Source organism: Natrinema sp. H-ect4 (assembly GCF_041894845.1).
Taxonomy (GTDB): domain Archaea; phylum Halobacteriota; class Halobacteria; order Halobacteriales; family Natrialbaceae; genus Natrinema.
In genome coordinates, this window is record NZ_JBHDYC010000013.1 from 1 (window position 1) to 17,700 (window position 17,700).

15 protein-coding genes are annotated in these 17,700 nt (G+C 63.8%); 12 read left to right on the forward strand and 3 right to left on the reverse strand.

Annotated features, from left to right (window positions below; genetic code table 11):
* From ACEWFR_RS16420 to ACEWFR_RS16435, 4 genes are all read left to right on the forward strand, one after another.
* On the forward strand, positions 1-714 hold a 714-nt coding region (locus ACEWFR_RS16420), incomplete at its 5' end, for an alkaline phosphatase family protein (protein ID WP_374062066.1).
* Between the two features lie 106 nt (positions 715-820).
* Complete coding sequence (locus tag ACEWFR_RS16425; protein ID WP_374062067.1) at positions 821-1,837, forward strand: polysaccharide pyruvyl transferase family protein; 1,017 nt, start codon at positions 821-823, stop codon at positions 1,835-1,837.
* 82 nt (positions 1,838-1,919) lie between these two features.
* The gene (locus tag ACEWFR_RS16430; RefSeq protein ID WP_374062068.1) at positions 1,920-3,332 is read left to right on the forward strand and encodes a sulfatase-like hydrolase/transferase; all 1,413 of its coding nucleotides are present in this window, start codon (positions 1,920-1,922) and stop codon (positions 3,330-3,332) included.
* A gap of 19 nt (positions 3,333-3,351) precedes the next feature.
* Entirely contained in the window at positions 3,352-4,794 is a 1,443-nt protein-coding gene (locus ACEWFR_RS16435; protein ID WP_374062069.1) for an oligosaccharide flippase family protein, read from the forward strand.
* Positions 4,795-4,825: 31 nt separating this feature from the next.
* On the opposite strand, the gene ACEWFR_RS16440 is transcribed toward ACEWFR_RS16435, so the two are convergent.
* The 3 genes from ACEWFR_RS16440 to ACEWFR_RS16450 form a co-directional block, all read right to left on the reverse strand.
* Positions 4,826-5,641 carry a histidine kinase gene (locus ACEWFR_RS16440; protein WP_374062070.1) on the reverse strand — a complete coding sequence of 272 codons (816 nt, stop codon included), beginning with the start codon at positions 5,639-5,641 and terminating at the stop codon, positions 4,826-4,828.
* 205 nt (positions 5,642-5,846) lie between these two features.
* Complete coding sequence (gene twy1, locus ACEWFR_RS16445) at positions 5,847-6,881, reverse strand: 4-demethylwyosine synthase TYW1 (protein ID WP_374062071.1); 1,035 nt, start codon at positions 6,879-6,881, stop codon at positions 5,847-5,849.
* A 69-nt stretch (positions 6,882-6,950) separates the two neighbouring features.
* Entirely contained in the window at positions 6,951-7,286 is a 336-nt protein-coding gene (locus ACEWFR_RS16450; RefSeq protein WP_374062072.1) for a hypothetical protein, read from the reverse strand.
* A 218-nt stretch (positions 7,287-7,504) separates the two neighbouring features.
* On the opposite strand from ACEWFR_RS16450, the gene ACEWFR_RS16455 reads away from it, so the two are divergent.
* The 8 genes from ACEWFR_RS16455 to pstA (ACEWFR_RS16490) all read left to right on the forward strand — a co-directional run bounded on the left by ACEWFR_RS16455 (position 7,505) and on the right by pstA (ACEWFR_RS16490) (position 17,699).
* Positions 7,505-8,566 carry a PstS family phosphate ABC transporter substrate-binding protein gene (locus tag ACEWFR_RS16455; protein WP_374062073.1) on the forward strand — a complete coding sequence of 354 codons (1,062 nt, stop codon included), beginning with the start codon at positions 7,505-7,507 and terminating at the stop codon, positions 8,564-8,566.
* A gap of 103 nt (positions 8,567-8,669) precedes the next feature.
* Complete coding sequence (pstC, locus tag ACEWFR_RS16460) at positions 8,670-9,758, forward strand: phosphate ABC transporter permease subunit PstC (RefSeq protein WP_374062074.1); 1,089 nt, start codon at positions 8,670-8,672, stop codon at positions 9,756-9,758.
* A complete protein-coding gene (gene pstA, locus ACEWFR_RS16465) occupies positions 9,755-11,938 on the forward strand; it encodes a phosphate ABC transporter permease PstA (RefSeq protein WP_374062075.1) in 2,184 nt (727 codons plus the stop codon). The genes pstC (ACEWFR_RS16460) and pstA (ACEWFR_RS16465) overlap by 4 nt, the downstream gene beginning before the upstream one ends.
* Positions 11,935-12,861: a phosphate ABC transporter ATP-binding protein PstB gene (gene pstB / locus ACEWFR_RS16470; protein WP_374062076.1), complete on the forward strand. Its 927-nt coding sequence runs from the start codon at positions 11,935-11,937 to the stop codon at positions 12,859-12,861. Before pstA (ACEWFR_RS16465) ends, pstB begins: the two co-directional genes overlap by 4 nt.
* Positions 12,861-13,577 carry a phosphate signaling complex protein PhoU gene (gene phoU / locus ACEWFR_RS16475; RefSeq protein WP_374062077.1) on the forward strand — a complete coding sequence of 239 codons (717 nt, stop codon included), beginning with the start codon at positions 12,861-12,863 and terminating at the stop codon, positions 13,575-13,577. The genes pstB and phoU overlap by 1 nt, the downstream gene beginning before the upstream one ends.
* A 523-nt stretch (positions 13,578-14,100) precedes the next feature.
* Positions 14,101-15,060 (forward strand): phosphate ABC transporter substrate-binding protein PstS family protein, encoded by a 960-nt coding sequence (locus ACEWFR_RS16480; protein ID WP_374062078.1) that lies wholly within the window; start codon positions 14,101-14,103, stop codon positions 15,058-15,060.
* Positions 15,061-15,109: 49 nt separating this feature from the next.
* The gene (gene pstC / locus ACEWFR_RS16485) at positions 15,110-16,051 is read left to right on the forward strand and encodes a phosphate ABC transporter permease subunit PstC (RefSeq protein ID WP_374062079.1); all 942 of its coding nucleotides are present in this window, start codon (positions 15,110-15,112) and stop codon (positions 16,049-16,051) included.
* 34 nt (positions 16,052-16,085) lie between these two features.
* Positions 16,086-17,699 (forward strand): phosphate ABC transporter permease PstA, encoded by a 1,614-nt coding sequence (pstA, locus tag ACEWFR_RS16490; RefSeq protein WP_374062080.1) that lies wholly within the window; start codon positions 16,086-16,088, stop codon positions 17,697-17,699.
* The last annotated feature ends 1 nt before the right edge of the window (position 17,700 follow it).

A 17,700-nucleotide genomic window follows, 5' to 3' on the forward strand; every position in this document is an offset into this window, starting at 1 on the left:
GAGTGGGAGAATCCCGCGCTCGACCTCGCGTCGTCGTTCACCGGTCGCCTCGATGAGTCGACGAGGGGAACGCTCGGCAAACTCGTCCGGTCGCGGACCGGCAACCGCGAGCGAATCGGTGAGACGGATCGCGAGTCGATGTTCGACGCCGACGACGCGGTCGTCCACAACTGGCCGGGCGTCCACGACGGACGGCCGCTTCAGCGCGCCTGGGACCTGATGAACGCCGTGGCGGAGGGGATGCCCCGCCACGAGTTCGAGCGCGAACTGTTCGGCCTCTGCGCCCAGCAGTTCGGCTGGGCCCGCGAGATGCTCGAGCACCCGGTCTCGATCGCCGGGGTCCACGTCCACACGCTCGATGCGGCGGGCCACGCCTACGCCGACGACGAAGCCGCGCTGGGTCGCGCCTACGATCGCGTCGGCGAGTACGTCGAGGAGATCGTCGCCGCTCTCGGCGAGGACGACGACCTCCTCGTCGTCAGCGATCACGGGATGCGCGCCGCGTTCTATCCGCCCGACGCAGGCGAGAAGCCGGCGAGTCACTCCTGGCGCGCGTACGCGAGTTCCACGACCGAGACCGCTCCGGAGTCGGTGTACGACGTGCGGCGATGGGTGGAGGAACGCGCGGCGGAATCCGGAGCGAGCGCGTCCGGCGGCGACGAGGGGATCGACATGCCGACCGACCGCCTGCGCGAACTCGGCTACCTCGACTGATACTGTACCGATGGGGTGTTCGGAACGGGTATCCAGGATCGAAACGGACCGTTCACGGGCCGTAGTAGCTGCATAATTATCACCGATTCCGGTGGAGCAACCCGCAATGCGAATCCTGCTTCTGCGAACCTGGACGACGAACATCGGGAACGGCTTCATCGACTACGGGGCGAGGGCAATGCTCGAGCGGGCGTTTCCGGACGCGGAAATCGTCGAAACGGGCGGCTATCCCAACCACGCGGCGGACACCGCGGCGCTGTGGGGCGGCACCCGAAAGCTCGCGCGGATGACGGGATACGATCGAGATAGCTACGAGTCGCCGACGCACCCGATCCGGCAGAATACGGTGAACGTCAGCGAACTGATCGACGCCGACCTGGCCGTCCTGCCGGGCTGCGTGCTCTCTCGACCGACCTTTCGGAAGTACTACGACACGCTCCGGCAACTCAGGGAGCGAGGCATTCCGATCGTCGTCATCGGCGGGGGAGGTGAGGAGTACGACGAGGACGAGCGGAAATACGTCGAGGCCGTCTTCGACGCGCTCGATATCGATGTCCTGCTCACGCGGGATCGAACTGCCTACGAGGAGTACGGCGACCTCGTCGAGTACCTGTACGACGGCATCGACTGTTCGCTGTTCCTGGGCGACAGTCACCAGCCCCCCGAATCGAACCGTGAGTTCGACGTCCACACGTTCGACAAACTCGAGGAACCCGACGTCGACGGTTCGTCGGCGTCGACGATCATTCGGCCTGATCACGCTCCCTTCGACGAACCGTATCACTTCCCGGTCGGCGAGCGAGCGCGGGAACTGGTCGGCCTCGAGACGCCGCTGTTCGAGGCGGAGAACGTCTTCGTCTCCGATCTCGTGACCGATTACCTCTTCCTCTACGCCAACGCGGACGTGGTGCGGTCGGACCGGATCCACGCCTGTCTGCCCGCCCTGACCTACGGCAACCGAGCCCAGTTCTACTTTGATACCCCTCGAGCGAACCTGTTCGACCGGGTCCCGATCGACGGCGACGTCACGAGCGAGCCGGTCCGGTTCGATATGGACGAACTCGAGCGCGAGAAGGACGCGCAGGTCGACGCGCTCGAGGAGGGAATCGCAACGGTCCTGTGAGCGGAGCCGTGACCGGGATTCGACGCCCTCCGGCGGCCGGTTCCATTGCCGGGAGTAGGTTCTTTACCGGAGGTATGGAACGATGAACGGAACCGCGACTATGGGAGACGAGCCATCCATCGCCCTCGTCGTGCTCGACACGCTTCGCGCGGATTCGTTCGACGAGCACTTCGAGTGGCTGCCGGGCGTGCAGTTCACGAACGCGTGGAGCACGACCCACTGGACGGCCCCGGCCCACGCCTCGCTGTTTACCGGTCGCTACGCGGTCGAGGCCGGCGTGACGATCAAATCGCAGGAGTTCGATCGAGAGACCACGCGTCTTCCTGAACTGTTGCAGCATCGGGGGTATCGCACGCGGGCATTCAGCTGTAACGTCAATATCTCGGAGCAACTGGGCTGGCACCACGGGTTCGACGAGTTCGACGGCGGCTGGCGGCTCCGCGGCCTCGGCGAGGACGTCTTCGACTGGGACGAGTTCATCGCCGAACACCGCTCCGACGGCCCCGAGCGCTACCTCCGGGCGCTCTGGCGCTGCGTCGACGACGACTGCGATACGACTCAGTCGCTGAAGCAGGGCGCCCTGATGAAGCTCCGAGATATGGGACTCACGGGCCGCCACCCCGACGACGGCGCGGCCGAGTTCCGCGAGTACGTCCGCGATAGCTCGTGGAACCACGACTCCGAGTTCCTCTTCGCGAACCTCATGGAGGCCCACCTGCCGTACGATCCGCCCGACGAGTACCGCACCTATCCGGACGAGGAGTCGCCCCACTTCGACAGCGTAAAGGCCACGCTCCGGGAGCCGTCGGCCGATCCGGACCGGATCAGGACTGCATACGACGACGCCGTCCGGTACCTCTCGGACGTGTATCGAGAGATCTACCGGGAACTCGCCGCCGAGTTCGAGTACGTCGTGACGCTCGCCGACCACGGCGAGGCGCTCGGGGAGTACGGTGCGTGGCAACACGGCGGCGGGCTCCACCCGCCCGTGACGAAGATTCCGCTGGTCGTCTCCGCGCCCGGACCGAACCCCGACGATCGAACCCCGAACGCGGACGGCGCGGGGCGAGCGACGCGAGACGCCCTCGTGAACCTGCTCGACGTCTACGCGACGGTGCTCGACCTCGCCGGCATCGAGTCCGACCACCGCCGCGGCGTTTCGTTCCGGCCGCTGCTCTCGAGCGACCCAATCGCGACGGAGCCCCGGACGAACGCGCTCCTCGAGTACCACGGCATCTCGAAGCGACGAGCGTTCGCACTCGAGGAGGACGGCTACGACATCGCGCCCGTCGATCGCGAGCGCCACGGCATCGCGACGGCCGACTGCTACTACTTCGAGGGCCCGTTCGGGACCGAGCTACTCGGCGACTGCGACCCGGCGGTCCTCGAGTCGGACCTCGAGGGATTGATCGCCGACCTGGAGACGCGAGACGCCCTCGGCGAGGCGGATCTCTCCGGGCTCGAATCACAACTCGAAGATCTGGGGTATCTGTGACTGTCGTCTCAGTACAGCCATGAGCGACGCGACATCGGTCAGCCTCGGGGGCGAGACGATCAAGGCGACGGCCGCGAAGTTCACGATGGCCGCGATCGGGTTCATCGGAACGATCGTCTTCGCTCGAGCGCTCGGACCGACCGGATTCGGCGGCTACTACCTCCTCTTTTCGCTGGTGAAGATCGCCGACCGAGCGGTCAACGGCTGGGGAACGGCGGTCAAAAAGCGGTATTCGGAGGCCGACGCCCCGTCGGGGGAGCTGATCGGCAGCCAGGGGCTGTTCACGCTGGTGTGGATGGCGCTGGCCATCGCAGCCGCCGCCGTCGCCTCGAGCTGGCTCGCCTCTTACACGGGCCTCCCCGACGCGCCGGTATTGTTCGTCGTCTTGCTGTTCGCGGTCACGCTCTTCGAACCGCTCGATCTGATCGTGCAGGCGCGCGGCCGAGTCGGGGCCTCAATGTGGACCGATACGCTCCGGTCGCTGCTCACCTTCCCGCTCCAGTTTGGCCTGATCGTCCTCGGGTTCGGCGCTGCGGGCATGGCCTACGGGCTGGCCGCGGCGACGTTCCTGACGGTGCCGGTCCTCTGGTACTACGTCCGAACGCGGCCGGTCGCGCCGAGCCGGGCGACCGTGTCGAACCTCTGGTCGTACGCCAGGTACAGCATTCCGAACTCGTTTCTCGGACAGGCCTACGACCGCTTCGACATCATCCTGCTGGGCTATCTGCTCGCGCCCGCTGCCGCCGGACGGTACGAGGTCGCGCTCAAACTCACGGTGCCGGCGACGTTCGTGACGATGGCCGCCTCGAGCGGGCTGATGGCTCGCGTGAGCCACCGCCATAGTAAGGACGAGGAGCTCGGAACGGACGTCTCGAACACGCTCTCGTTTACGAGCATTTTCGCGATCCCGATGTTCTTCGGTGCCGTCGCGATGTCCGAACAGCTCGTGGTGACGTTCTTCGGTCCCGACTACGCCGCGGCCGCGGGGCTCCTCGTCGGTCTCGCGGCGTACCAGATCGCGAAGACCCAGGCCGGCGTGCTCACGAGCGTGATCTACGGGATCGATCGACCGGACATCAACACGCGCGTCTCGGCCCTGACGCTGGCGATCAACGTGGCTCTCGGCGTCGCGCTGACGCTCGCCTACGGCGCGATCGGCGTCGTGGTCGCGACGGCCGTCGCCGAGACGCTCCGGTACGCCCTCTCGGCTGTCGTCGTCAAACGGGAGCTCTCGTCGGTCGTCCTGTTTCCCCGGACGCTCGGCGAGCAGTTCGCGGCCGGCGCGGTGATGTTCGTCGTCGTCGTCGCCGCCGAGCGCGCCGTCCCGATCGACCACTGGTATCAGCTTCTCGCGGTCGTCGCACTGGGTGCGGCGGTGTACGGCGTTACGCTAACGGCCATCAGCCGGAAGCTCCGCGTGACGATCAGAGGCGTCGTCCGCAGTTCGCGACTCGAGTTGTAGATCCCGGCCCGCTCATGGTGGTTGGACGTTGTTACAGGTTCTCGGCGATATAGTCGCTGATCGCTGCGACCTGTGTCGGGTCGCCAGTCCAGAACCCGTCCCAGATGCGTGGCTCGGTTTCGAGACAGAGCAATGCCAATGGCCGGCTCGCCTCACCGTCCGCGTGAGCCGCGGAACTGCCCGGTTCGTAGACGACGAACCAGGCGTCCCGGTACTCCGTATCCGTTCCGGTGTGGACGGTCAGATCCAGGTCGACCGTCGTACCGGCATCGACGCCGTAGACGTGCGTCTCGACGTCCGTCGCCGCCAGTTCGGTGTAGACCTCGGCGGTCCCGATCTCGTCGTCGATGCGCGAGAGTCGTTGAAACGCACTCCGAAGCGTCCCACTGCCCGCCTTCCAGGCCCGCTGCTCGATGTATCGCGAGACGATGATCAACAGCAGTTTCTCCTTGTGTGCGAGCGGATAGCCGCGAAGCCGAAGTTGCGTGTTCTTGAGGCCCGCCAGAACGTCGGGGAACTCGATTTCGCCGATGCCACGCGTGCCAGTAACGAATAGATCGGAGTTGATCGCGAGCAGCGAGTCGTACAGTTCGAGCATCGAGGAGGCCACGATCGGTTGTCCGTCCTCGAGCAGGACGGCCGTGTCGCCATCTGCCTCGAGCGTCTCGGCCACTGCCGGCGGCGGGTCGGCGACGTCATCGGTTTCGAGTCCGCTCTCGACGGCGATCGGCTGGTCCGCGAACGTCTCGTCGAGCATCGACTTGAGGGGGCCCATCGCGTCGTCGCTGATAACCGCGATCGTCTGGTTCGGGGGGCCAACCTCGTCGATAAACGATCGAAGCGTCACCTGCTGACGTTGTGAAAGTCGACTATTAAACGTTCTCGCCGATGGCGGGACGGACGGCGGAACGGCCGCCTCCGGTCCTGAACCGAATCGGAAGGGGGAAATCGGGCCCGCAGATCGCCTCATACCGACTCCGTCTCGTCAGTTCCGGCCCACCGGCGACTCGCCGTGCGGGTTGCACCGCGGGACACAGTGCCAGCAACCCGTCTCAGTCGCCGGTGACCGGATCCCGCTCCCAGAACTCGCTGTCCTTCTGGAGCTTCGGGACCCACGTGTCCGAGGTCTGCGAGAGGAGCGCGACGCGGGAGGCCGGCACTCCCATGACCTCGTCGAATCCGGGCATGTACTCCCGTACATCCTCGGCGAACTCGATGACCTCCTCGTGCTCGGGCATCGCCGAGCGGTCGAGTCGCCCTCTCGAGTGGCCGACGTGCATGTACGCCTTCAGTTCGATGAAGTCGGGGTCTGCCTGCTGGTAGAAGCCGGCGTACCAGTCCGGATTGCGCATGTTCTCGCCCTTGACGAGCGTCGTCCGGAGCACCGTCCGGGTCTCGTCTTTGTCCGCGAGGACGTCCATCGTCTCGAGGAGTTTCTCCCAGGCGTCCTCTTCCATCGCGCCGACGACCTGATCGAAGGTGTGGCGTTCGGGGGCGTCGACGCTGACGTACAGTTGCGTGGGATCGCAGTCACGAAGCATCTCGGGGCGGGTGCCGTTCGAGACGAGGAAGGTGGTGATGTCGCGGTCGTGGAAGGCCTCGATGAGTTCGGGCAGGTAGGGGTAGAGCGTCGGTTCGCCGTCCAGCGAAATCGCGACGTGACGGGGCTCCATCGCCTGGTCGAACACCTCTCGAGGGACCTCCTCGTTGCCGCCAAAACCCGAGAGCAGTTTTTTCTGGAGTGTGATCGAGGCGTCGACGACTGCCTCGGGGTCGTCCCACTGGACGTCGTCCATCTCGTAGGAGTGGCCCTTGTGGTCGCGCCAGCAGAAGACGCAGCGCTCGTTACACCGGACGACCGGCGTCATCTGGATACAGCGGTGTGACTCGATGCCGTAGAAGATGTTCTTGTAACACTTCCCCTCGCCGCGCAGGGCGTTGGCCGTCCAGCCGCAGGTCTGGGCAGCCGTGTGATTCTCGCTGTGGTAGTCCGGGCTCGAGACCTGTGCCGGCCCGCCGTCGTCGCCGTCGCCGCTGTCGGCGTCGGCGCTCGCGCCGTCGGCCCCGGGGTTCGCGGAGTCGCTCATGTTGTCGGCCGTTGGACGGGCGCAGTCAAAAGACGTGTGGTGTTCCGAGCGATTCGTCCCGACGACCGCCTACTCGTCGCGCTGTCGCTCGCTCGAGGACTCACCGCCTGGCCCCTCCGGCAGCGAGTGGGGATCGGGCGGCTCGTCGCCGTGTCTGGTGTCGTCGCGTTCGAACAGGTAGAGCGCCGGGCCCCCGACGACAATCACGAGCAGACCGGGGATCGGCACGTCCGGCGGAGCGAGATAGAGGGCCAGCGCGCCGCCACAGGTGGCGAACACGATCCCCGCCCAGAGCGCGGGCCTCGAGATCTCGAGCCGAATCGCATCCCGGTAGACGACGCCGGCACATCCGAGGGCGACAGCGAACCCGACCACCGCGACTGCAATCCCCTGCAGCGAAACCATACCTCGACCGTTACCGCCGGCCGCAAGTCAGTGTAGCGATTCGTCGGGGCGTTCGCGGCGGATCGAACGAGACGTGTACTCGCCGAGGAGCCGACTCGGGAGACCGGCCGCTCGAGCGATATTTTACTCCATTAGGACTATATAGAACTATGTGGGCACTGATCCATATATATGGCTCATAGCATCCTATTTTTATACCCTCTCGAATCTCACACGTGATGGCAGACAACCAGTTCGGACGCTCTGCTGACGGGGTATCGCGACGGAAGTTCATTGTGGCGACCGGCGCTATCGGAACGATGGCGGCCGCTGGGTGCCTCGGAAGTGCAGGCGAAGACGATAGCATCAAACCGCTAACGGCCGACGGATCGTCGACCGTTTACCCGATCACCAACGACGCCGATTCGCTCTGGAACGGGAACCCGCCGGCCGACGACGAGGAGTACTGGGGTCCGGGACAGTACGACATCGATACGGACGAAAACCTCGCTGACTACTGGGCGGGCCTCTACGGCTTCGAACCGACCGGTGAGCGTAGCGTTCCGCCGTTTTCGACACAGGTCGCGTTGAGCCACTCCGGGACGGGTGTCGAGGGCGTTATCAACGAGCGCGTCGATATCGGTGACGCGAGTTCGACGGCCGAATCCATCCTCGGATCCGACAGCGAGGAACTGGACAACATCGTCGACCACGTCGTCGCCGTCGACGGCCAGCCGATCGTCGTGAGCCGAGAAATCTACGAAGCAGGCGTCACGCAGATTACCGGCGACGAACTCCGCGCAATCTACAAACAGGAGATAACGAACTGGAGCGAGGTCGGCGGCCCGGACAAGGAGATTTACGCCATCGGCCGCGCGGAGGACTCCGGGACTGACACCGCGTTCCGTGCCAACCTCTACGGTGACCCCGAGGAGCCGATCGAACCCGACACCCGGAAAGGGCAGAACCAGCAGGTCGCGACCCTCGTCGAGCAAAATGACAACGCGATCGCCTACATCGCGCTCGCGTTCGTCGAACCGGACGGCGCGACCCCGCCGATCGGCCTCGAGCTGGATGGCACCCTCTACGAGTACGGTACGAACCTCGGTGCGAAGGAGTATCCGCTCAGCCGCGACCTTCACTGCTACACCTACGAGGATACCGACAATCGCGAGAGCGCCTTCCTCAACATGATCCTCTCGGAGTTCGGGCAGCAGAACTTCGTCGAACCGAACAACTACTTCAAACTCCCGCCGGAGCGCCGCGAGGAGGAACGAGGAAAGCTGGCGGACCAGGCCTGAGCCACGCTTCCGACTCGCGTCACCCGGCTCTCGTCCGGCCTGACTGTCTCCCAGTCGAGAACCACACGGCACCATGTTTGATATGTTAAATATACGCACGACGATGTCGCAAGCGGCGTCGCAGACGTCGCGCCGAACGCAGTCGCTAGTTCGAACGGCGATGGAACTGGACCGGCCGAGTCTGCTCCTTGCGACGGCACAGATACTGCTGATCATCGGGGCGTTCGTCGGTTTCATCGTCCAGTCGGCGTGGACGGTCACGTTCCTGTACGGCTTCCTGCTGGCCGTCGGCGCCGGTTGGATCACCCGACAGGCGCTGACGGCGAAGGTCGTGACCTTCCTGATGACGGCTGCAACGCTCTCTACGCTCGGGCTCATCGCGGCGTTTCTGGTCCTCGAGGCGCTCCCGGCGTTTCGCCACGCCGGCCTCGACCTCATATGGCCGTTCGGATCGAACGAGTGGAGTACCTCGCAGGGGCAGTTCTCACTCGTCCCGATGCTCTGGGGGACGCTTCTCACGACGGCCACCGCGATTCTGGTCGCGGCCCCGTTCGGCGTCGCGGGCGCGCTGTTTATCAGCGATATCGCACCGGAGTGGCTGCGAGAAATCGTCAAGCCGGCTATCGAGCTGTTGGCTGGTATTCCGTCGATCGTCTACGGATTCATCGGGTTTACGATCATCAACCCGTACGTCGGCAATTTGCTCTCGATCAATCCCGGTGCGCTGTTCGCCATCGGTCTCGTGATCGGCTTCATGGCGCTTCCGACGGTCATCTCCGTCGCCGAAGATGCGTTGTCGGCAGTCCCGGAGCCGATGAAAGACGGCTCGATAGCGATGGGTGCGACGGAATGGCAGACGATGAAGAGCGTCTCGATCCCGACCGCCTTTTCGGGAGTGTCTGCGGCCGTCCTGCTAGGGATCGGGCGGGCGATCGGCGAGACCATGGCTGCGACGGTCATGATCTCGCACAGCCGTCGGTTGCCCCAGCCCGAACTGTACAACGTCTTCGATAGCACGGAAACGTTGACGACGTTTATCGCCTCCAGCTACGGGCACGTGACGCCCGGACAGCTGTTCTGGAATGCACTGTTCGCAGCAGGCGTCGTCCTGATGGTCATCGTAACTGGGCTTGGTATCGCCTCTGCACTCATCGAGCAACGAATGCATCGCAAACTGGAGGGCGGCCAATGAGCGACGCGTACGAGGTCCGACTCGTCGAGACCGGCGGAACGGTCTACGAACGGATGGCGATCGGTGTCGTTATCGGCTCGTTCGTGATCTTCGCGCTCAGCATCGGTGCGCTGTTCGAGTGGGTCGCGGTCGACGGGACGGTAAGCGGCGTGTCGACGGCGATCTACTTCGGCGGTGCGCTGCTCGTCCTGGGAGTGGCGACCGGAGCGCTCGGTGCGTTTTCGCGGTGGAGCGGCGTTCGAACGACTCCCGACCGTTCACCCGGTCTCAGCACGGTCGGCAGCCAGGCGATCCTCTGGACGATCACCGCTGCCTTCGTCGCCGGCAACACGCTGGGACTTGGCGCACTCGGATGGCTCGTCGCCGCGTTCGTGGGGCTGCTCGTCGCTTACCTCACGATCACCGCCCGCGAGGACCTCGGCGCGACGGTCCCCGCCGCGACCTTCGTCAGTTTCGTCGGCGTGCTCGTTCTGACCGGCGTGATATCTCCGACGTGGACGTGGCAACCAGCGGCGTTCGATGCCATCGTTCCCGGCCAGCTCGCGATCCCCCTGTTGACGTTGGTCGGGAGCATCCTCACTGGTCAGTCGAGCGCGACCGCCTACGCGGGGTTCGGAACGCGCGGCAGACAGAACGGCGCTTTCCTGCTGATCTCGCTGGTCGTGCTGCTCACGATCTCGGTGCTCTTGTTCCTCCTCGCGTTCGTTTTCGAGCGGGGGATACTGGTCGTACTCGAGAACCTCGCAATCAGTGCCGGGACGGTGCTGTTCCTCCTTGCGGCGGTACTCGTCTTATCGGTCCGGTACGGACACGTCAATCCGGCGACCGCGGACGGCACCGAGACCCTCGTCTCGTTCGTCTCTCTCGCCGCGGCGAGCATCATCGGACTCGTCGGCGTCGTTCTCGCGTCTGCGATCGCAACGAAGTACACCATTTCGGGATACGCGGTCACGATCGAACCGACGGCCGTCGTCGGTGCGCTGCCGGGACTCGTCGCCGGCCTCGTCTTTCTGGACGTGCTTCGCCGGTCGGGTGGCTCGTGGCCTCCGGATATGAAGGCAGGTCACCCCGTCATCCGAGCTCTTCACATCGTGCTGGGTGTCACGGGTGCCATCGTCCTGGTTGAGTTCCTCGTCGGAACGACCCTCGAGATCGGCGGAATCGGGATCGTCCCGATAGTCGCGATTGTCGTGGGCGGCGTTTCGGTGATAACTCTCGTCGCGACTTGGGGAGCGCGATTTACTGGACGTGCTCTCCCGTCGTGGATCCCGCCGCTGACGTGGACCGCGAGCATCGCAGCGGTGACGTTCGTCGTCTGCTGTCTCCACGCCATCGCCACGGGCGACTCGGTCGGCGGCACTGTCGGTATCGCCGCCAGCGGGGCCGTCGACTGGCCCTTCGTGATGAACCCATCGCAGGGTCTCGGCATCCAGAAAGGCGTAATGCCGGCGATGGTGGGGACGATCTGGATCGTCCTCGGAGCCGTCGTCTTCGCCGTCCCGCTGGCAGTCGGTGCTGCCGTCTTCCTGACCGAGTACGCAGAGGATAGCCTCTTCACCCGTGCGGTCGACATCGCCACGAACGGACTCTGGAGCACACCCAGCATCGTCTTCGGTCTGTTCGGCCTCGCGTTCCTCGTTCCGCGGTTCGGCGGTACCCCCTCCGTTTTCGCCAGCCAGTTGGTGCTCGGATTCATGCTGCTCCCGCTCGTGCTCATCACGAGTCGGGAAGCCATGAAGAGCGTCCCCGACGAGTACCGTGACGCGAGCGCCGCACTCGGCGTTTCGAAGTGGGAAACGATCAGAAGCGTCGTCGTCCCCGCATCGATGCCGGGGGTCATCACCGGGGTTATCCTCGGTGTCGGTCGAATCGCCGGCGAAACCGCACCCCTGTTGCTCGTCCTGAACGGGCCGAACTTCCCGACCAGGTCACCCGGTATCCTCTCCAGTTTTATGGTTCGGGTCAGCCTCCAGCCGCCGTTCGTCCACGTCTCTAACCCCGCACTGCTCGAGCGAGCGAGCGCGCTCCCCTATCAGCTGTACGCGGTCATCACCGCCGGCGTCGGCGCCGAAGAGTCCTTCGGCTGGGGGACGGCGCTCGTCTTGCTCGGCGTCGTCCTCGCGTTCTTCGCGATGGGAATCGCGAGCCGACGGTACTTCAGGAGGAAACTACACCAATGACAGAATCAAGCGTCACCACCACGGCAGCGAATCGAACCGATTCCGACCGAACTCCGTCGAGCGACGAAACGACGACCGGTGAAAGCAACGAGCGTACGAAAGCGGAATGGCGCGAGCATTCGTTCCCCGGTGACCCGGTCCTGTCGGTCGAGGACCTGAACGTCTGGTACGGGGACGATCACGCACTCAAAGATATCTCGATTGACATTCCCGAAAAGAGCGTTACGGCGCTCATCGGCCCCTCGGGCTGTGGGAAATCCACGTTCCTTCGGTGTCTCAACCGAATGAACGATCGGATCAAAGCCGCTCGTATCGAGGGCGATGTCACCCTCAGCGAGCAGAACATTTACGCCGATGGGGCCAACCTCGTCGAACTGCGGAAGCGCATCGGCATGGTGTTCCAGCACCCGAACCCGTTCCCAAAGTCGATTCGAGAGAACGTCGCCTACGGCCCGCGAAAACACGGCGACATCGATCGCGGGTTGGTCCCCCGGTTACTCGGACGCGACGACAAGGACAGAGAAGACGAGTTAGTCGAGCGGTGCCTTCGCGACGCCGCCCTCTGGGACGAGGTCGAAGACCGCCTTGACGACAACGCGCTGGGACTTTCCGGCGGCCAGCAACAGCGGCTGTGCATCGCCAGATGTCTCGCCGTTGATCCCGAAATCATTCTGATGGACGAGCCGGCCTCGGCGCTCGACCCGATCGCCACCGCCAAGATCGAGGATCTCATCGAGGACCTCGCCGAGGAGTACACGGTCGTTATCGTCACGCACAACATGCAACAGGCCGCCCGCATCTCCGACCAGACCGCCGTCTTCCTCACCGGTGGGGAACTCGTGGAGTACGGCGATACCGATCAGGTGTTCGAGGACCCGCGTAGCCAGCGCGTCGAAGATTACATCACCGGCAAGTTCGGGTGATGGCCCGCGAGGACTACCAGAAACGCCTCGAGCGCCTCCGCGAGGCGGTCGTCGCGCTGGGCGACCTCATCCGCGAGCAGCTCGCAGACGGGCTCAATGCACTGTTTACCGGCGATCGAGAACTCGCGCGTGACGTTATCGCGGGCGACCCGGCCGTCAACCGTCGCTCCCGCGAGATCGAAGGCGACTGTCTCGAGCTACTGGCGCTCGAGCAACCGGTCGCCGGCGACCTCCGATTCGTCGTCGCCGCGTTCAAGATCGTCACCGACCTCGAGCGGGTCGGCGATCTCGCGACCAACCTGGCCGAGTACACGCTGGAGTCGACCGGATCCGCCCCGACGCTTCCGGACGTCGACTTCGAACGGATCGCCGCGCTCGCGCTCGAGCAACTCGAGCGGGCGATCGAGGCGTTCGTCACGGACGACGCGGACGGCTGTGTTGCGGTCGCAAAGCGCGACGACGAACTGGACGCCCGCTGTGCCAGCGTCGCCGAGCGCGTCGTGCGGACCCTCATCGATCTCCGCGCCGGGGGCGAGACGAACGAGGAGTGGCGAGTCGGGGACGACGCCAGCGGCCCGCCAGTCGCGGACGTGCTCGCCGACGTCTCGCGGACGTTCGTGATCGTTCGCGACCTCGAGCGGGTCGGCGATCACGCGGTGAACGTGGCCGCCCGGACGCTGTACGCGCTCGAGAGCAACGAGGAATTACTCGGCTAGCGCGGGAACCGTCGGGCTATTGATTCGAACTCGCTCGCCGAACCGTTCGAATCTGCTGACGCTCGAGGAGGTTCTTGGCGAGCAAGCCGACGATCCGAACGGAACCGACTTCCGATGGCGGCGAACCGGTTCTATCTGTTCTATCGGTACTAGTGGTCGACGGTCGTCCGGCGCGGGGCGGTCGGAACGGGTGATGGTTTGAAGCGGAGACGACCAATAGTGAAACGGCCGTGTTCTCGGTGGGACCGTCATCCACCTCTCTGAATTAGGCCGACGGTCGGTTGCTTCGCCCGATTGGGCCGATACTATAGTTCTGCGAAATCTATAGCTCCCTTCCGACACAGTTATCCATGTAATATGCCGTGAACGTATTTTCATCGCTTGTCGTCGAAATATGGTCGCTAAGGCGCTTTAGTGGACGTATCTATTTCCGCCTCCGGACAGATAGCAGCTACATCTGAGTATTTAGATCTATATAGCTAACATAGCATCGTATTTCTATATACACCCGAACGTTCACGTGATGACTGATACGGACCGTTCGGCTCGATCGGTTTCTCGACGAAAGGTTCTGGCGGCGACGGGCGCGGTGGGCGCGCTCTCGCTTGCCGGCTGTACCGAAAATACCGGCAACGGGGACAACGAGCGCGTCATCGTCACCGGGAGCAGTACGGTGTTTCCGATTTCCGACACGCTTGCCGAAGCGTTCATGGACGAAAACGACGGCGTCAACGTCACTACCGACTCGACCGGGACCGGTGGCGGATTCAGCAATAACTTCTGTCCTGGCAACTCCGACATCAATGGTGCATCTCGACGGATTCAGGACGAGGAAGAGCAGGACTGTAGTGAAGAGGGGGTCGAACCGGTCGAGTTCCAAATCGGTGCCGACGCGCTAACCGTCGCCGTCCATAATGACTCCCCGGTCGACTGTCTCTCCTACGACGAGCTCACCCAGATCTGGTCCCAAAATGGGGCGGAGACGTGGGCCGACGTCAACTCCGAGTGGCCCGATGAACAGATCGAACGCTTCGGCCCGGCGACCACATCGGGAACGTTCGACTGGTTCAACGAGAACGTCATCGGGGACGCCGGCAGTCACGTCGAACAGTACGAGAACACGGAAAACGACAACGAACTCATTCAGGGTATCTCCACGACCCAAAACGCGATCGGCTACTTCGGGTACGCGTACTATCGGGAGAACGAAGACGATCTCAAGGCGGTCGAGATCAAGGAAAGCGAAGACGGGGAGTGCACCGAGCCGAGCCTGGACGCGGCCAGCGACGGGTCCTATCCTCTGGCGCGGCCGCTGTTCATTTACGCCAGCGCAGAGTCTCTCGAGCGGGATCCGGTCTACGACTTCGTCGAGTTCTATATCGAGCAGTCGTCGACCGACACCATCACCGATGTCGGCTACGTTCCCGCAAACGAAGACCAAGTAGAGTCGAACCTCGAGACGCTCGAGAGCACGGTGAACTGAGCGAGCCGAACCGAACGATTCACGGTGGAGATACAACTATCCCCTATCAATGAGTGAGCGATCAATGGACGTCGATTTGACGAGATCGTCTTCGAGTCAAGTCGTCAGAGAACGCGTCTACAAGTGGCTTTTATTCGGCTGTGCGGCGTTGACGGTGCTCGTCACGGCGAGTATTATCATTACGCTCGCAACGGACGCGATCACGTTTTTCAGCCGAGTCTCTCCGGTCGCGTTCTTTACCGGGACGGAGTGGATCGCTCGCTCTGACGGCGGTACGTTCGGCGTCTGGCCGCTCGTGACTGCGACGCTGATTATTACCGCAGTGTCGGCGATCATTTCGGTTCCGGTCGGCGTCGCGGCGGCGGTCTACCTTAGCGAGTACGCGAGCGCCCGCATGCGATCTGTCTTGAAACCGGCGCTAGAAGTCCTCGCCGGGATCCCGACGGTCGTATACGGCTATCTTGCACTCGTCTATCTGACACCCGCGCTTCAGGCGATTGGAATTCCGGTCAGCACGTTCAATCTGTTGAGCGCGTCAATTATGGTCGGGATCATGATCATTCCGATGGTGTCGTCGCTCTCAGAGGACGCGATGAGCTCCGTGCCGGACTCGCTCCGCCAGGCCGGCTACGGGATGGGGGCGACGAAGTACGAGGTATCGACCGGGATCGTGATTCCGGCGGCCGTCTCGGGGATCTTCTCGTCGTTTATTCTCGCGCTTTCGCGAGCGATCGGCGAGACCATGATCGTCGTCATGGCTGCCGGGCTGCGACCGCGGATGTTCGACTTCTCGAACCCGCTCAACAACCTGCTCAGTTCGGGTCAGCCGATGACAGCGGGGATGGTCAACGCCGTAACGAGCGACGCGACCGGCGGCTCGGCGACGTATCTCAGCATGTTCGCGCTCGGGCTGACTCTGTTCGTCATCACGTTCGCGATGAATCTCGCGAGCGATTACGTCGCAGCACGCTATCAGGAGGAGTACCAATGACTGTAATCGTCGACGCGACCGAGGTGGATCGATAATGGCAACCGATCAATCGACCGAGACGTGGTACGGAACGAACGAAGCGGTCAGTCGCGTCCGCGGCCAGATGTTCAAGGCTATCTGCCTCGGCGCGACCCTGTTGGCCCTGTTGTCCGTCTTCGTGCTCCTCCTGTACGTCGCAAACGATGCGTTCCAGCCGTTCTCGGCAGACCCTGGCTGGCTCCTGACGTTTGCCGCGACAGTATTAGTACCTGTACTGGGAGCGATGGGCTACTACTATACGCGCGATACGAGGGGCGGCGAGACTGCGACCATTGCACTCGGATTGCCGATCGTCTCGCTTTTGCTCACCGGCGGCGCGTTCATCATATTCGAACACGTCGTCAGCGTCTACCAGTGGCTCTCGATTCTCCTCGCTCTCGCCGTCGCCGCTCTGATCGTCTACGCGCACAGTCGCGTTCGTACGGGGGCCGACCTCGAACGGCTCGCTGTTCTGATCGCCGTTCCGGCCCTCACGCTCTACCTGATTCCGGATCTCATCCTCTCGCTTCCAATGTTACCGACCCAGTCGCTCACGTTGCTGGGCTCGTTCGTCGTGCCCGTCTCCCTTGCCGTCGGTTGGTACGTCCGTAAACGGCGCGAGAGCGGCCGTGAAGGTGCGATCGCCGGTGCTCTAGTCCTCGTTGGAGCGGCCGCGGGGATCGGAGCCGCCCCCGTCGTCGGCATCAGTCCGTTCGTCTGGATGCTGCTCGTGACGATCACTGCCGTCCCCGTTGGACTTTACCTCGAGAGCGTCGTCCGCCGCGGGGCCGGCGTCTCCGGGCTTGCGTTCCCGCTCGTCGTCGTCGTCGGTCTCCTCGCGGGGTTCCTCCTCGCCGACGCGCTCGGATTCGCCGGTCCGACTCCGTGGCTCGACTGGGGTTTCCTCACGAATCCGTCCTCGAGGACGCCCGAAGACGCCGGCTTCTACCCGCCGCTGGTCGGTTCAGTGATGATGTTGCTCGTCATAGTCGTCTCCGCGTTTCCAGTCGGCGTCGGCGCGGCGATCTATCTGGAGGAGTACGCTCCGGAACGGGGCCGATGGGGTCGAGTTGTCGACCTGATCGAGATCAACATCGGTAACCTCGCCGGCGTCCCGTCGGTCGTCTACGGGGTTCTCGGCCTTGCACTGTTCATTCGTCAGGGTGGATTCGGGTCCGGGACGGCACTCGTCGGTGGGTTTACCGTCGGACTACTGATCCTCCCGATCGTCATCATCTCCTCGCAGGAGGCGATCAGTGCCGTCCCCGACTCGATGCGGCAGGCCTCGTACGGCATGGGTGCCACCAAGTGGCAGACGACTCGGAACGTCGTCCTGCCAGAGGCGCTTCCGGGAGTCATGACGGGCAACATCCTCGCGATGGGCCGGGCGATCGGTGAGACGGCGCCCCTACTCATCATCGGTGCTCCGGCCGTCGTTCGAATTGCACCGGACTCGTTCACGAACAAGTTCAGCGCGATGCCTCGCCAGATCTACACCTGGTCGAGCGAGATCGACCCCGCATTCCAACACGGCGTCCTCGCGGCTGGCGTGATGACGCTGCTGGTCGTTCTGCTTATGATGAACGGCGCTGCCATCATTATCCGCAACAAGTATCAACGCAGGGACTGAC

Bases quoted from the DNA above. Each gene is read 5' to 3' on its own strand.
- ACEWFR_RS16425 (WP_374062067.1), top strand. From the start codon at position 821: ATGCGAATCCTGCTTCTGCGAACCTGGACGACGAACATCGGGAACGGC.
- ACEWFR_RS16430 (WP_374062068.1), top strand. From the start codon at position 1,920: ATGAACGGAACCGCGACTATGGGAGACGAGCCATCCATCGCCCTCGTC.
- ACEWFR_RS16435 (WP_374062069.1), top strand. From the start codon at position 3,352: ATGAGCGACGCGACATCGGTCAGCCTCGGGGGCGAGACGATCAAGGCG.
- twy1 (WP_374062071.1), bottom strand. From the start codon at position 6,881: ATGAGCGACTCCGCGAACCCCGGGGCCGACGGCGCGAGCGCCGACGCC.
- ACEWFR_RS16450 (WP_374062072.1), bottom strand. From the start codon at position 7,286: ATGGTTTCGCTGCAGGGGATTGCAGTCGCGGTGGTCGGGTTCGCTGTC.
- ACEWFR_RS16455 (WP_374062073.1), top strand. From the start codon at position 7,505: ATGGCAGACAACCAGTTCGGACGCTCTGCTGACGGGGTATCGCGACGG.
- pstC (WP_374062074.1), top strand. From the start codon at position 8,670: ATGTCGCAAGCGGCGTCGCAGACGTCGCGCCGAACGCAGTCGCTAGTT.
- pstA (WP_374062075.1), top strand. From the start codon at position 9,755: ATGAGCGACGCGTACGAGGTCCGACTCGTCGAGACCGGCGGAACGGTC.
- pstB (WP_374062076.1), top strand. From the start codon at position 11,935: ATGACAGAATCAAGCGTCACCACCACGGCAGCGAATCGAACCGATTCC.
- phoU (WP_374062077.1), top strand. From the start codon at position 12,861: ATGGCCCGCGAGGACTACCAGAAACGCCTCGAGCGCCTCCGCGAGGCG.
- ACEWFR_RS16480 (WP_374062078.1), top strand. From the start codon at position 14,101: ATGACTGATACGGACCGTTCGGCTCGATCGGTTTCTCGACGAAAGGTT.
- pstC (WP_374062079.1), top strand. From the start codon at position 15,110: ATGAGTGAGCGATCAATGGACGTCGATTTGACGAGATCGTCTTCGAGT.
- pstA (WP_374062080.1), top strand. From the start codon at position 16,086: ATGGCAACCGATCAATCGACCGAGACGTGGTACGGAACGAACGAAGCG.